This is a genomic window from Dictyobacter halimunensis, assembly GCF_036245075.1.
This window is the reverse complement of the sequence record NZ_BSRI01000001.1, coordinates 1889180-1905041: the sequence shown is the minus strand read 5'-3', so window position 1 is coordinate 1905041 and position 15862 is coordinate 1889180. Positions and strand designations below refer to the sequence as shown.

The 15862-nt window shown below is 53.4% G+C and carries 12 protein-coding genes; 5 read left to right on the top strand and 7 right to left on the bottom strand.

The features are described from left to right. Positions 1–28 precede the first annotated feature (28 nt). Positions 29–1498, bottom strand: a complete 1470-nt coding sequence (locus AABA21_RS07535) for an MDR family MFS transporter (RefSeq protein ID WP_338248481.1) — start codon at positions 1496–1498, stop codon at positions 29–31. A gap of 267 nt (positions 1499–1765) precedes the next feature. Here AABA21_RS07535 and AABA21_RS07530 point away from each other — a divergent pair, with 267 nt between their 5' ends. After that, a complete protein-coding gene (locus tag AABA21_RS07530) occupies positions 1766–2626 on the top strand; it encodes a hypothetical protein (RefSeq protein ID WP_338248479.1) in 861 nt (286 codons plus the stop codon). Positions 2627–2698: 72 nt separating this feature from the next. On the opposite strand, the gene AABA21_RS07525 is transcribed toward AABA21_RS07530, so the two are convergent. Both AABA21_RS07525 and AABA21_RS07520 read right to left on the bottom strand, forming a co-directional pair. Then, positions 2699–4768 carry an alpha-amylase family glycosyl hydrolase gene (locus AABA21_RS07525; protein ID WP_338248478.1) on the bottom strand — a complete coding sequence of 690 codons (2070 nt, stop codon included), beginning with the start codon at positions 4766–4768 and terminating at the stop codon, positions 2699–2701. Positions 4769–4971: 203 nt separating this feature from the next. Further along, positions 4972–6288: an MFS transporter gene (locus AABA21_RS07520; protein WP_338248476.1), complete on the bottom strand. Its 1317-nt coding sequence runs from the start codon at positions 6286–6288 to the stop codon at positions 4972–4974. A 478-nt stretch (positions 6289–6766) separates the two neighbouring features. Here AABA21_RS07520 and AABA21_RS07515 point away from each other — a divergent pair, with 478 nt between their 5' ends. The 4 genes from AABA21_RS07515 (at position 6767) to AABA21_RS07500 (ending at position 10328) form a co-directional block, all read left to right on the top strand. Further along, positions 6767–7990, top strand: a complete 1224-nt coding sequence (locus AABA21_RS07515) for a hypothetical protein (protein ID WP_338248475.1) — start codon at positions 6767–6769, stop codon at positions 7988–7990. Positions 7991–8091: 101 nt separating this feature from the next. Then, positions 8092–8643: a VOC family protein gene (locus AABA21_RS07510; RefSeq protein WP_338248473.1), complete on the top strand. Its 552-nt coding sequence runs from the start codon at positions 8092–8094 to the stop codon at positions 8641–8643. Between the two features lie 312 nt (positions 8644–8955). Beyond that, a complete protein-coding gene (locus AABA21_RS07505) occupies positions 8956–9204 on the top strand; it encodes a hypothetical protein (protein WP_338248471.1) in 249 nt (82 codons plus the stop codon). Positions 9205–9359: 155 nt separating this feature from the next. After that, the gene (locus AABA21_RS07500; RefSeq protein WP_338248468.1) at positions 9360–10328 is read left to right on the top strand and encodes an amidohydrolase family protein; all 969 of its coding nucleotides are present in this window, start codon (positions 9360–9362) and stop codon (positions 10326–10328) included. A 74-nt stretch (positions 10329–10402) separates the two neighbouring features. Here the strand turns inward: AABA21_RS07500 and AABA21_RS07495 are convergent, their stop codons facing one another. The 4 genes from AABA21_RS07495 to AABA21_RS07480 form a co-directional block, all read right to left on the bottom strand. Beyond that, positions 10403–11359: a glycoside hydrolase family 43 protein gene (locus AABA21_RS07495; RefSeq protein ID WP_338248467.1), complete on the bottom strand. Its 957-nt coding sequence runs from the start codon at positions 11357–11359 to the stop codon at positions 10403–10405. A 248-nt stretch (positions 11360–11607) separates the two neighbouring features. Continuing rightward, positions 11608–13944, bottom strand: a complete 2337-nt coding sequence (locus tag AABA21_RS07490) for a glycoside hydrolase family 2 protein (protein ID WP_338248465.1) — start codon at positions 13942–13944, stop codon at positions 11608–11610. A gap of 3 nt (positions 13945–13947) precedes the next feature. After that, a complete protein-coding gene (locus tag AABA21_RS07485) occupies positions 13948–14871 on the bottom strand; it encodes a carbohydrate ABC transporter permease (protein ID WP_338248463.1) in 924 nt (307 codons plus the stop codon). 1 nt (position 14872) lies between these two features. Then, complete coding sequence (locus tag AABA21_RS07480) at positions 14873–15817, bottom strand: carbohydrate ABC transporter permease (protein WP_338248461.1); 945 nt, start codon at positions 15815–15817, stop codon at positions 14873–14875. Positions 15818–15862 lie beyond the last annotated feature (45 nt).

Genomic DNA, 15862 nt, shown 5'->3' with positions numbered 1-15862 from the left:
ATTCCCTCAATAACTTTATGACGACTATTTACATACCGGCCTCGGCGCTAGCTGTAGCTTCGATAACAGCTTTTTGCCGGGTTGATGATCCGGTGCGCTGCATGGTGGAGGCGGCATCGCTATCGCGAACCGTGAGTCCGATCAGGGCAGCGATCAGGACCAGGATGGCGGAGGTAATAAAGGCCGCATGGTAGGCATTCAGATTGGGAACAGCCACGCCATGGGCGTTCATCTGGGTGATGCCAACAAGGCTGATCACGGTGCTGATGATAGCGACTCCAAGCGAGGAACCGATCTGACGCTGAGCATTGCTCAGCGCGGATGCCTGACCGGTCGCGGCGGGAGAGATGGTAGCGAAGGCGGCCGCCTGCACCGGTAGGAATGAGTTGGCCATACCCGCTCCAATCAGAAACATCAATCCACGCATCAGCCACAGGCTGGTATCCTGGCCCATCAGGTTCATCAGCAGCATAAAAACGGTTACGCCCCCCAGGCCATAGACGATCAAGCGTCGAGGTCCCACATATGGATAGAGGCGGGCCGCGATCTGGGTCATAACCAGCACACCAAGCGCCTCAGGGAACGTGGTCAGACCTGAAGTAAGGGGCGACACACCGCGTCCCTCCTGCAAGAACAAAGGTGCCGCGTACAGCAGTCCCAGGAAGCCCGCGCCCGAGAAGAGAGATAGCATATTACAGGTGCGGAAAGAGCGGTTACGCAGCAGCCGCAGGTCGAGCATTGGATGTGAAGCTCGCAATTCGACAAAAACGAAGGCCACCAGAACAAGCACGCCAGCCACGCCGCTGCTCAGGATGCCAATCGAGGTCCAGCCATAGTTTGGTCCTTCACTCAAGGCGTACATGGCCAATCCCAGACCAATGCCGGCCAGAAAGAAGCCCATCACATCAAAGCCGCCCACCGACTTCTCGTAATACTCATCAAGGAAAAGCAGGCCAAACAGCGCGGTCAGAATACCGATGGGAACATTGACAAAGAAGACCCAGCGCCATGAGAACTGGGTGATCAATAAGCCACCCAGAACGGGCCCCATCGCGGGAGCAAATACGGTAGGAATATTCAGGATACGCGAAACCTGTACACGTTCCGCAGGCGGGAAGGTGCGATACAGAAGGGCCGTACCAACAGGGGTCAACGCACCACCTGCCAGTCCCTGCAAGACACGAAATAGGATAAGCATCGGCAAACTTGGCGCCAGCCCGCACATCGCAGAAGTAACACTAAACAGCGCCAGGGCGCTTAAGAAGATACGCTTGTTTCCAAAGCGATCACCCAACCAACCCGAAGCCGGGATCACCACCGCCAGGCTTACCAGGTAGCCCACCACCACCGCATCAATCCCGGTACCAGACACACCAAACTGCCGCGCCAGCGAAGGTAGAGCGACGGTAACAATCGTTCCATCCATAATACTCATAAACATCGCGGCAACAAAGACAACACTAACAGAAATTTTGGGGTTCATGTGAAGACGAGGCATTCATTGGACTCCAGACCATCTAACTACATATTTTTATATTCTTCTAATTATTGGAACACCAAAAAGTCAAAAAATCATCCTTATTTTTGAGGAGTTAGTACATTGATTGATGCAAGAGTTTGCATTGGACGATTATAATAGAGGGGAGCAAACCTGGCCCTGGAGTACGATCAAGCGTAGGATAGACAGTACATATATGTATATGGGTTACATCAGTTACGTACAAATGGATCTTAGCGTGGGCAGGGACTGGCCAGGGAGTATGACATGCAGAATCCAAATAAAGGGATGGACAATCCTAATCAGAACCCCTTGCAAGGCGGGACACCGGAAAATATGGGGCAGGGTCCTTATCGGCAGAGCGACATGAATCCTCCCAATCAAAATCCGTTTCAACCCACCCAGCCTGGTCAGGAGCCATTTAGACGAGAGGCCGCACCTACACCGGAACAAGAGCAATATAGGCAGCAAGGTGCGCAACAACAACCAGTCTGGGGTCAGCCGGGGCAGGAGCAGTATCGCGGGACACCCACGGGCCAACCCGGTCAGGGAGCCACCGTGGGTGGCGGAGTAGCGGGCCAGCCTGGACAGGTTACGGCCGCCGACTATTCGGTTCCCACTGGCCTACCATTTAATCAGCAAGAGTGGCAGACGCTGGTCGCCACGCCCATACAGGTCAGCCTGGCAATGATGGCCATAGCCCCCTCTGGCTTCCTTGGCCTGATCCAGGAAGCGATGGCGATCGGAAAGAGTGTGCAGGCCCTGCAAACTCAGGGTAGCCTCAGTCCAATGCTGACACAGATCGGCCAGCAACTGACCAAGGGGTTAGAGGACATGCGTAGTGGACGACAAAGTCCATTTGGCGACATCCGGCAGCTGTCCCAGAATCCAGAAATAGCGCGCAACACCGCACTGGCATCCTGCCAGCGTAGCGCATCCATCCTTGAAAAAACCTCGCCGCGCGATGCCATGTCGTTCAAGCAGTTCGTCTACTCCTTCGCCTACAACGTTGCCGCGGCCGGGCGCGAAGGCGGCTTCCTGGGTTTCTTTGGAGGAGAGCAGATATCTCCAAACGAAAATTCATTCCTGAATGACCTCGTAATCGCCTTAAAGCTCCAGCGCTCTTAATACAGAGAGTGAAATACACAGCAGTGGAGCCCGGTGCATACACGCACCCGGGCTCCACTGCTGTTGCGAAGGTTAAACCGCGGCGTACACTTTGGCTTCCCAGGGGAAGATAGGCTCACGGCCGGCCCATTGTATGGAGACGGTGCGATCCTGAGTGACCTCGTACCAGCGCAAGCCCTCGGGCAACTGGGGCCAGTTATTGACAACGTATTCGGAATGTTTATCGCGCGCATTGGGAGTCATATAATCGCTAAAGTTAGCCACGATCACCACCATATCGCGACTGCCAGGCTGGCCTCGCACCCAGGCCATGACGCGTTTCCCATCGGAGAAATCACTGTGGATAAAGGTCGTATCATTAGTCCATAACGCTTCATAATAAGTACGCAGATGTACCAGCCGCGTCACATGGTCTACGATGCGCGCTCGCCAGGGATCGTCACGCCGCTCAAAATTGACGGCATCCAGCTGCTTATCGGGTCCCTCAGCCGGTACATCGTGCCGGTCGGCAAACTCCTCGCCAGCAAAGATCATAGGTACGCCCACGGAAGTAATCAGGCAGCTAAAAGCCAGCTTGATGCGCTGCTCCTTCTCGGCAATCCCGCTATTCTCCAGAAAATCATAGAGGCGCTCATTGCCGTACCCCTCCACATCGTGCGAAGTGACATAATTGATCGCCTGCGAGCCATCACCATAGCCAAGCAGGCGGCAATCAACCATCTTCTTCACAGTATCCTCAAAGTTCTGTTCGTTGGGATGGTTGTGGCCCAGAATAGCGGCCCGCACATAGCGCTTAAAGTATTCATTCCACAGGCTATCGATGCGCTGCTGATGGATCAGGTCCAGCGGCATAGCCAGTTCCTCGCCCGTGACCAGGTAGCGTGCCCCCGCCTCATCGGGATTATGTCCCTGCGCGCTCCATCGCTCCTGGTAGATGCGGTGCCCAATGTTTTTAAAGTGCTGGATGAAATCCCAGCTGGCGATATTGACGATGCTATCGATGCGCACCCCATCGATACGATAGAAGCGCATCCAGTGATCAAGATACGTCACCATAAACGCACTGGCCGGCACCAGCTTCTGCTTCTCACCTGAAAATGGATCGTAGGTTTCGACTTCATAATGATACTTGAAGAGATCGCTCCCGAAGCCATCGCGCCGCTCCCCGTTTGAGTATTCCTCAGGATCGCCAGCATCGGCCTTCACAAAGAAATCAGGAAAATTAATGGAGCGATAGGGATTGCGGGCCGAAAAGGCCATGACCATATCGGAGAAGAAACGAATACCCATCTGGTGGCAGGCACGAATCAGGCGCGCCAGTTCGGTCATAGGCGCCGACTTGCGATCTCTGCCATAGATTCCCAGATCGTGATCGGCGGCCAGGTAGTTGGTGGTCGCGTATCCCCAGCCGCCGTGGACAAAGCTATCCGCTGGCGGAAGCAGTTCCAGCGCGGTAATTCCCAGGTCACGTAGATGCGCCCGTCCCTCCTGCAGCACGGCCAGGCCGAAGAAGCTAAAGGGGACCGCCGCCGGATCGACCAGGGCCAGCACATCGCGGAAGGTGCCGCCCGCCACCATGATCCCTCCCTCCTTACGCGTACGCGCCCAGGCTGTTGGTAGCTCATAAATAACCAGCTGTGTATTGACCGGCAGCTGCTCCAGCGGAGTATCATTGCGCCAGTCGGGCTGCTGTCCATCGGGATCGCATGGCAGCAGTTCGCCATCCTTATATAGCACCACGCTGGCCGGATAACGATCCTCCTCGCCAAACGCGGGATCATCGGGACGCGGACCCATCAGGCGCCAATCGACGCTGGTAGCAAAAGGATCGGTACACAGGATGCGCGGATGGCTCTCTTTATACAGATTGCTATCCGTTACCTTAAACCAGTAGTGATAGACTTTACCATTCTCAAGCAGGCAATCTCTGGCTGCAATATCCCACAAATCAGGCCCCTTTGCCGAAGGAGATAACGGAAATGTTTGTGTGTTCGCGAGCGTCGGCGGATCGCCCGGTGCAAAGCTCCCGATTACCAATTCAGGAGCGGGATCGGTCACCGATGGCCGCCATAAGGCGAAATGCGTCCTCTTATGCACCAGCAGATCCGCCGCTTGCTGCAATGAAACGTTAGCCGCTTGCATGAATGATCAACCTTTCAAGCCGGGCGTCTTTCTATACATCCGGCCTACCAAGAGATAAAATCGTCGTATACAGACCATATCAATTGTAATATGGAGCACAGCCATAAATCGTGTCAGCATAGGTACAATTGGAAATTTGGGTCAATATACATACAAAGAGGCCGCTCCCGGTTGTGGGGAGCGGCCTCTTTGTATGTATATGATTATAATTCTTTAGGAGAGAGGGACTGCTTCAAATCGGCTTCGGCGGGTCCACGCTTGATCCAGCCGACCAGCACAGCGATGAAGCTGGCCAGAGCATTAACGACCAGGGCAATCGAGATACCAGCCAGACCAGCCAGCCAGCCGGTAAAGAGATTGCCGATCGGTGTGGTACCATTGAAGACCAGCATGTAGACGCTCATCACGCGACCACGCAGGTGATCAGGTGCGATCGTCTGCAAGGTTGTATTAGCGGTCGCGGTAAAGGTAATCATGCTGAAACCAGTAAACATCGCCAGACCCAGCGATAACAGGTAGTTATGCGAGAGACCGACCAGCGCAAGTCCAAGGCAGAACATCGCCGCGCGTGTCAGCATCTTCTTAAAGCTGGGCACCTTATTGCCGGTCGCGATGGAGAGAGCGCCGATCAGAGCACCCACACCGAAGGATGACGAGATCAAGCCAAAGCCCTGCGCGCCCTGATGCAGCAGTTCGGTACCAACCAGCGGCTCAACCACATTGAAGTTAATGCCAAACAGCGAGACGATACTAACCACCGCGATAATCAAGAAGATTGCCGGCGTCTTCCACACGTATTTCAGACCATTGTTCAGGCTCTGAAGTGGTCCAATCGGGGTCGCCGAAGTCTTGCGCTGTACAGCAAAGAGCTTCGTCGGATCGAGCAAAATCAAGCTGAACAGAACCGGGATAAAGCTGATCGCGTTACCCAGGAACAGAGGTCCTTCGCCGAAGCGTGCGATAATCAGCCCGGCGATGCCAGGTCCCACAATTTTGGCCATATTAAAGACTGAAGAGTTCAGAGCCACAGCATTGGCCAGCGCATCACGACCGACCATCTCCACAACGAAAGCCTGTCGTGTCGGCATATCCAGCGAATTATTGATACCCAGCAAGAAAGCCAGGATATAGATATGCCAGATCTGTATAGTATGTGTCACATAGAGGATAAAGAGGGTAGATGCCAGCAGACAGGCAAATGTTTGCGTACCTAAGAGCACCCTACGCTTGGGTAGTCTATCGGCGATTACTCCGCCGAACAGGGTGAATAGCAACACTGGCAAAAATTGCAACGCGCCAACGGTTCCCAAAGCCAGGTCGTTATGCGTCAACTGCAACACCAGCCAGGCCTGACCGGTAGTTTGCATCCAGGTGCCAATCAATGAGATAAACTGCCCAAACCAGAATAATCTGAAGTTGCGCTGGCGTAAGGCGGGAAACATCTGCAGGAATTTCCCGGTCTGTGGCTCCATCAAAGGGCCAGAAGAGAGTTGCATATTTTCTTGTTTGGTAGTTTGCATTCAGAACAGTTCCGATCTATAGATTTTTGAGTTTGAATATAATTTCCGCTATACGAACCATCCTTTTCTATTCTTAAAAGAATAGTGCGAATTAACAATGGCATAAAAGCATCATTTATAGCTTTGAAGTCAAAAGTAGTCATGGTGAATCGAGGAAACGTTTTCCACCACGCTCTAAGTATACAACAAGATTAACGTTAACGTCAAGGTTATTCATAATAGTTAGATAAAGTGGAAGTTGGGGCAGTAGGGGCGCGGGTGCGCCCCTACTGCCCCAACTTCCACTTTATCTAACCTAATAAAATAGTCAACATAATATGCATATAAAGACTAGATAATAAAAAAATAACAATTTTAGTGTATACTTTTTCTGGCAGCATAATCATACTTATAATTACGAATCTTCTTATCTGCTGCCGGGAAGATTCACATGCGTTAAGCGACTCATATATTTTGTTCAGTGAGAAGGAGCTTCAACATGCGAAGACGCGTTCTTCTGGCCCTTGCAGCTGTCATCTTATTGATCCTTGTAGGGATAGGTTCAGCATATGCCACACAGCCACAAACCCCGCCCGACCCTCATCCAGGACCAATTAAAGACACAGATACGGACCAGGAAGCACTCCATACCAATCCGCAGAGCACCAGTGGATCCTGTGGAGTCGAACGATGGGCCGTCAAAACCGGCACGGATGCCGATGTGAGCAAGATCAATCTCCAATCTGTGACACCAACCACAATTTCAGCACTGAGAGCGTTAACCGCTCCCAGTAGCCTTCCTTCCAACAACCGCATTCAGCCAACCGAGACAACCGTATTCCAACTGCAGGACACCCTCACGCAGTACAAACTTGAGACCGATTCTGACTACCACCTGATTCTTGCCGATAGTTCCGGCAAGACCATGATCGTCGAGATTCCAGATCCGGCCTGCGTTGGATCATCCAGCCCTTTGCTGTCCAGCATCAAAAAGGCACGTGCGGAATTTGATGCCCGCTACACGCCCAATAGTTCATTTCAGACCGCGAACGTACCTGTGACCGTAACCGGTGTAGGCTTCTTCGACTTCCTGCATGGTCAGGCGGGCGTTGCACCCAACGGCATAGAGCTACACGCTATACTCGACATTCAGTTCGGGACCGGAGGAACGCCCACGCCCACACCCACTCCAGGCAAGACACCCACGCCCACTCCCGCCGCGACACCCACACCGACACCAATTACTGGTGGTGGCAATATCCTGACCAATGGTGGTTTTGAGAGTGGATCAACCTCGTGGACAGAAAGCTCTTCAGGTGGGTATGAGATCGTCGATAACAACAATCCTCACACAGGTAGCAATAGCGCTTATCTGTGTGGCTACAACACCTGTTCTGATACGATCTATCAAACAGTCACCATTCCATCGAGTGCAACCAAAATTACGCTGAGCTACTGGATCAATATCACAACCAATGAGACCGGCAGTACCTGCTACGATTACTTCCGTGCCCGCCTGCGCACAACCAGCGGATCAACGATCTCAACGGTCCAGACAAAGTGTAATATCGATGCACAGGGTTGGACACAGTATACGTTTGATGTGACATCGTCTCTATCAAGCTACAAAGGACAACAGGTTCAAGTCGCCTTCTTAGGTACGAACGACGCTCAGCTTACCTCTAGTTTCTATGTGGATGATGTTGCGCTGACGGTACAATAAACGCTCTGTCCTCCACAGCGATACGCTATTGACAACTAGAATGCTAGCATACTACCATGGTAGTATGCTAGCATTCTAGTTGTCAGGAAAGAAGGCCAAGGATGAAAGAAGCGAAGCAGCAATTTAATGTGTACCTCACCCCTGAGACCGTTAAAAAGATGAAACATCGTTCCATTGATGAGCAGTTGTCTTTATCCGACCTGGTAGAAAAAGTTTTTAGCGCATACCTGGCTGACACAGGCGAGAATCATCGTGCACAACAAGCGTCTGAAGTTGAGCAGTCAGAAGAGACGTTACGCCTGCAGCCTATGCTACATGTCGAGGAGATGGGGCGGGCGCTAGATTTTTATAGCAAGCTCGGTGCAACCATCGTTCATGGGAGCCGGGATGGAGACTGGGCGTTGTTGCGAATTGGCAAGACCGAACTGGGACTACTGGCGCATCCGGCCAATCCCGAACAGAACGAGGGCCGGGTTGAGCTCAACTTTGAATATGGCGCATCGTTAGAAGAGTTAGAGAAACGGCTGCGCGCCGACGGCGTCACCATCGCGCGTCCCACGGGAGATGAAGGCTTTGGCTACCAGCTACAGCTAGAAGATCCAGATGGCATGCTGGTAAAAATCAATCAACTCGATCCCGCGTTATACAATTAAGAACTTTTTTTCTCATCCACATTAGGAATGTGTGCCCCCCCACACGCGCGTCCGCTACGCGGCCGCGTTTATATATTGCTGCATGGGGGGCGCGGATGCGCCCCCCATGCAGCAATATATAAATGACTTGAGCACCACAGGTGCGAGCCATGTAAAAACATAATCACACATGGATATAGTATCCATATGTGATCTTAGAACTTCACCCCTTTTTCTATTCCACCTGCAAACTTCCGTGTGATATATTAGAGGCAGAAATAACGCACCGGCATCTTTTAACCTGCTCACTGCTGAGAAGGAAAGGCAAAGGCGATGAAGACGAATAATGCATTTGATACCCTGCAGACCCTCTTTGTGCAGGATCTACAAGCGCTCCGACAGTTACGCAAACGCGGTTGGTTTGTCCTCCCCATGTCACGCATCGTCAAAGAAGAGCATATTGGTCGTTGCTGCTTCCTGGCCGAGGAGTTTCTTGATAGTGAAGAGCTAAGCATGCTCAAACGCGAACTGGGATTCAATGAACGGCAATGGAACGCTTATAAAGCTAAAATTTCTCAGTAGATAAAACATACATACATATCGTTCCTGATCGTGGCAACTGATTATCAAGATGCCGGGAGAGAGCATTATTTTTACGTGCTCGGAATCGATTATCAGGTCGTGCACAGTGATTCAGGGAAGAGCAGTGCTGGCACGAAATATCGTGAGGACTGCTTATGCGTACAATCACTATCGAAGAACACTTTTTGTCAACCAGCTTTAAAGCGGCGCTACACGCCGCACAGGGCTCCAGCCCAACGCCAACCATGCTATCCCAGATACAGGAAAAGCTCAGTGACCTTGGCGACGCACGTCTCAAAGATATGGACGCCAACGGCATTGATCTGCAGGTCATCTCTCATACCGCCATGGGCGTATTATCAGTTCCACAGGAACAGGAGATCGAACTGGTGCGGGAGGCCAATAATCAGTTGGCCACGGCCATCGCCGCACATCCAGAGCACTTCGCGGGCTTTGCCACCCTCCCAATGAGGAGTCCGGCCGCCGCGGCTGATGAATTAGCACGAGCGCTACGCTTGCCCGGCTTTAAGGCCGCCATGATTAATGGGACGACGCAGGGGCGCTTCCTGGATGATCCGCAATTCCGCCCCATCCTGGAACAGGCCGCCGCCCTGAGAGTGCCGATCTATATTCATCCTGGCGAGCCACCCACGGTGGTAAGAGACGCTTATTATGGCGGCTTCGACCCGGCTGTTTCATTCTCGCTGGCTACGGCTGGCTGGGGCTGGCACTCAGAGGTCGGTATTCACTCCTTGCGCCTGATCCTGGCAGGCGTATTTGATCGCTTCCCCAATTTACAGATCATCATCGGGCATATGGGAGAGATGCTGCCTTTCATGCTGGATCGCATCAGCAATACCCTGGCCCCGCTGGTCAAGAATCTCAAACGGCCGCTGCTTGAGTACTTCCTGAACAACTTCACCATCACGACCAGCGGCTTCTTCTCAGATCCTCCGCTACTGCTCGCCCTGCAGACGGTCGGGGCCGACCGCATCATCTTCTCCGTCGACTATCCCTATAGCAGCAATGAACAGGGACGCGCATTTCTGGATCACGCCGCCATCAGTCCCGCCGATAAAGAAAAGATCAGTCACCTGAACGCCGAACGCGTCTTGAAGTTATAATAGCCGGTATATAAAAGTGGCTCCCCGACGAGTCGGGGAGCCACTTTTATATACCGGCTATTGGCTATTGCCCGTTATTCTCCAGAGGGCGGCGCCAGAGGAGTTTTCAGGCTAACCGGGGTACCGAAATTGGGGCTGCCATCGGCATTCCAGGTAAAAGGCTGGGCGCGTACCTCACGTCCCGCGTAGGTAAAGTCAGAACTGGTCTTGGCGTGATAGACCATCCAGGACTGCTTGCCGTCAGGTGAGGTCGTGAAGTGGGCGCGTCCGGGACCAAATACACCGTTGTCGCTATTGTATTCAAAGACCGGCCCCTTTTTCTGCCAGGAACTACGCTCAAGTGGATCACCGCCCACATACGTCATCAGCCCCAGACAATAATTATAGTTGCCGGTATCGCTGGCCGAATAGACGATAAACGTCTTGCCGTCGTGATACAGGGCCTCGGGTCCTTCCGCTACCGGGTAGGTGGAGTGGGCCTGGAATCCCTGCTCCCAGGGTTGATCGGGATCGATGATCAGGCGTGGCGCCCCGCTGACGGTTAGCGCATCGCGCATAGGAGCCAGGTAGGTCGCATTGGTTCCTTTCTCCAGCACATACATCATATAGAGTTGGCCATGCAGTTGTAGAATTGAGGCATCGATGGCCGTGGTACTATCGGTCCCGGTCAACTGGCCTTTATATGTATATGGTCCCAGAGGATCTTCCCCCTGGCTCTGCAAGACATAGATGCGATGGTCTTCATTCGTATTGGTAAGGGCCGCCGTGAAATACACAAACCAGTGGCGGCTCCCCTGATAATCCAGCAAAAACATGGAAGGAGACCAGACCTGGAAGGCGGGCTCACCAGAAGCCGGGCTCCATATGGTCTTTGAGGTATGGCTCACATCTTCCAGACGTGGCGCATGCCAGATTTCCAGCGAATTGCCGGTATGGGTACCGGTTAAATAGTAGCTCTTATTGTGATAGACAATAAAAGGATCGGCCACAGGGGCCAATGGGTTATGGAGAGCGACAACAGATTTTGACATGGGCTTCGTAGATGATGCACAGGCGATCATGAAAAAGCACAGCAACCACAAGGCGAGCAAATATATTTTGTGCCCCCTATTCTTCTGTCCACCAGAGGCCATATGCATCTTTTCCTTTCATGGTTATTTAAATGTCAGACATACTTTTTACCGGGGGCTTGAGCGCCCCCGTACGGGCGTCCGCATGTGCGGCCGCATTCGTTTTTTGGTTGGTGCATGGGCGCGACTGTGCCCCGTGCACCAACAGATTAAGGTTTGGGTGAGCTTTCAACTCGTGGGAGCTCATACGGAAAAAATGTCTCTATCTTGAGTGCTCCTGTACAGTCGTCCGCATACACGGCTGCATCGTTTTTGGTTGGTGCGTGGGGCGCGTTCGCGCTCCATGCACCAACCAATGGAGATAGGGACGAGCTCTCAACTCGTGGGAGCTCATGCTTGCTATTCTCTGGTGACCTGCGGCAGGTCTTTTTCAGAGAGGGCATAATTCTCTTGCGACGCCTGCTGATTTTCCTTGGATGGATACTGGCTGATTGGGGCCAGATCCAAAAAGCATAGGCGCAGCTATGGCCATGCTCATCCTGTAACTGGACATGCAAACGACCACTGGCAGGCCCAGACGGCAGGGTAAAGTGTAATAGTTGTCGGGCGGTGATCGTATAGGGCTCTATGTGTATGTCTGCCCGGCTCCCATGCGTGCTATCATCATTCCACCAGCAGAGGAGATGACCATGGATAGCCTGCGCGCCCTGATGCGAGATCTGATACGGGATGGATAGTTCGGCCTGTTCCACCAGGTAGTCCAGGCCGGGCTGATGCGGCACCAGGTCAAAGATAATGAGCGTATCGGCATTGACGATGCGGGGATCATAACCCAGCGGCTTAAGCTGGCGCCAGGCATCATAGAGGCCACAAAGCTCGTTTTCAACATCATAGAGCTCGGTATAGATGTAGCCACTGATAGCCGCGTGCCGCCGCAGCTCCTGCGTCTGCCAGCGAAAATACCAGCCGCGCTCCTCATCGGTCCGGCCCGCGCCATATTCGCCATTTAATAGAGGAATCTCTTGATGCTCATGGCCGGTAACACACAGCTGCGTCTCATACCAGTGGTCCACGCCCAGTTGGTGACCAAACCACGTTGTATTATCGCTGGCCAGGGCCGCCGTCACATCGCGCCAGCGCTGATTATCCTCATCGTAATAATGCCAGTCCAGCACATCGGTCTTGACGTGATTCCAGCCGGAATCATCAAGAATGGGACGGCTATGATCGTGGGCGACCAGCAGATCGTATGCCCGGATCACCGCCTCCTGCTTCTCTATATCCTGGCCGCTGCGCCAATCCAGTCCCCATTCCTCGTTATAGATACCCCACAGAATAATGGCGGGATGGTTATGGTCGCGCTCCACCATCAGCGGCAGTTGCGACTCAAACAGGGCGGCGGCCTCCTCAGAGAAACGACCATAGCAGGGAGGTTCAGCCCACACCAGCAGGCCCAGCCGATCGGCCCAGTAGAGCCAGAGCGGATCCTCCAGCTTGATATGTTTGCGCATCAGATTAAAGCCCGCCTGCAGCGATAGCTCAACATCCAGGCGCAGGGCATCATCATTGGGAGCGCTATAGCCGCTTTCCGGCCAGTAACCCTGCTCCAACGCACCACGCACATAAAGCGGCTCACCGTTCAGCAACAGTCGGTTGCCCCGCGTCTCAATCGAGCGCAGCCCGGTATAGCACTTCACCTGATCGACGCCAGCGCCGCTCGTCAGCTTGAACGTCACATAGTAGAGGTGCGGATCCTCCGGCGACCAGAGGCGAGGCTGCTCGACAGGCAAGGTCAAGCGCACGATACGATCCTGAATGGAAACAACCTGCTCTGGCATACCTTCGATTTGGACGGAAAGCGTGATGCCATCCAACGCATCGCCCTGCAGTTCCATCTGGACCTCAATAGCCGTTAAATCCTGAGACGGCAACAGGCGCACATGCTGGATAAACGTCTCTGGGCGCCCCTCCAGCCAGACCGACTGCCAGATGCCACTGTTCGCTGTAAACTGACATTCATAATAATCATCATTGGGACGACTACGCTGCTTACCATGTGGGATAGCGAGCTTATCCAATGGCGCCTCAACGCGCACGATCAGCTCACCAGCCCCATCGCGCAACGCCTCGGTAATATCGAAACTGAAAGGAAGGTAGCCACCACGGTGCTCGCCGATCCATAGACCATTCACCCACACCTGACACAGATAGTGCACCGCGCCAAAGTGCAGGATGGTCCGTTCACCGCTCCATTCCGAAGGGCGCTGTATGCGCAGACGGTACCAGCCAACTGGCAACCATTCCTGTCCAATCCCGGAGGCCACCGTCTCCCAGGCAAAGGGAACCTGAATTTGTTGCGCCCAACTGGCATGGCAGGGTTCTTCCCAGTGCTCCGCCAATCCCTGCTGATCGGGATCGGGCAAAAAATCCCAGGAACCATTTAAGCACAGCCAGCGATGTGACCGATCAAAATCCGGACGAGGATAGGCTGAACGCTGCCCACAGGCCAGCCGTGATCTGTTTTCTTGTTTAGAAGATATATGCATAAGCTATCCCTTGACACCCCCGGCCAGCATGCCGCTGACAAATTGGCGCTGCAGCGCGATAAACAGAACCAGAACAGGAAACGTAGCCACCGTACTGGCGGCCATAATCATACCCCAGGCATCATGGCCGGTCGTGCCTGGGCTCGAATTATTGATCTGAGTTGCCAGGTTTGACAGCATCACCTGCAGGGTCTGCATCGAATCGGACCCCGTAACGATCACCGGCCAGACAAAATCATTGTAGGCGCCCAGGAAGGTCATGATCGCCAGCGCCGCCAATGCGGGTCGCATCAGCGGAAGAACGATACGCCAGTACATACCGAACGGGGTACACCCATCCACTTTGGCCGCCTCCAACAGTTCATCCGGCACATCCGCGATCTGCTGCCGCGTCCAGAAAATGGCGAAAGCGTTGACCAGTCCGGGCGCGATCAATCCCTGGTAGGTATCAACCCAGTTGAGGGCGCCCATCTCCAGCAAGAGGGGAAGGATCATCGCGATGGCGGGGACCATCATGGTCGAGAGTACAAACGCGAACAGAAATTTCTTGCCCCGAAATTGAAACTTGGCAAAGGCAAAGCCGGCCAGGGGACAAAAGAGCATAGTCGCGCCTCCCTGCAGAATCAGCACAATAAAGGTATTCTGAAATCCGACCCACATCGGCACGGCAGCGAGCAAAGCGGTATAGTTATGAAAAGAGAGCGTATGCAGATCCAGGCCCAGCGGCGTCGTAGCGATCTCGCTACCCGGCTTCAAAGACGAAACAAACATCCAGGCCAGTGGGAAGATCGTTACCAACGCGGCGATAGCCAGCATAATATAGACCAGTACACTACTGAACCGGAAGTGACGACGGCGTATACCTGACGAGCCAGTGAGCATCTGGCGAGCCGTCTTGTCATGGGACTGTGAAGTTGTTACAGCCATCCTACCTCTCCTCTCCAGCCCGCAAGAAGCGCAGCATAAACAGCGAAAGCAGAACCAATAAAATTGTCAGCAGAAACGAATTGGCGGCGCCGGTACCAAAATCAGAATTGGCAATGTAGGAATTGAGCAGATAACCGGCGGTCGTCGTCGAATTATAGGGACCACCATTCGTCAACACCTTTGGCTCAGCAAACATCTGCACCACACCCAGCGTGCTAAAGACAACCAGGAAACCAACGGTGCGGCGCAGCAGCGGCAGCGTAAGTGAAAAGAACTGTCGTACCGCTCCGGCGCCATCGATCGAGGCGGCCTCATAATATTCCACCGGAATCGCCTGGATCGCGGCCAGCATCGTCAACATCGCGAAGGCGCTCCCGCCCCACAGCACCAACAACGCCAACGTCGGCTTGGCCCACATACTGGTCGTCAACCAACCGATCGAGGGCAGATGTACTATATGCAAGAGCGTATTGACCGCCCCAAAATCCTGGTCAAACAGCACCAGCCAGACCTGGGCAATCGCCACCAGAGGCACCACATAGGACAGCAGCATAGAGGTACGGAAAAAACCGCGCAGACGCAGTCCAGGCAAGGACAGCAGGGCAGCGATCACCACAGCCACCAGCACGCGCACCGGCACAATCAAAAACCACAGCACGGCCGAATTTCCCAACGACTGCCAGAACGAGCTATCCGTCAATAAAAAGGTATAGTTATCCAGGCCGATGAAGCGAGGATCAGCATCACCATGCCAATGGGTAAAGCTCAAAAAGAACGAATAGAGAAACGGAAACAGTGAAAAAGCGCAAAAGAAAATCACAAAAGGCGCGATAAATAGATAGGGCGAGAAGCTACCACCTAGCCAGCGACGCAACCGTTCCAACGGCGAACGAGAAGGCATAGGAGAAGGGGTAGCAGAGCCTGGCTGGGATGTAGCGACAGCCATAACAGAAAAACTCCTCCCTGAGGATAAAGAGGGCTCATAACGATA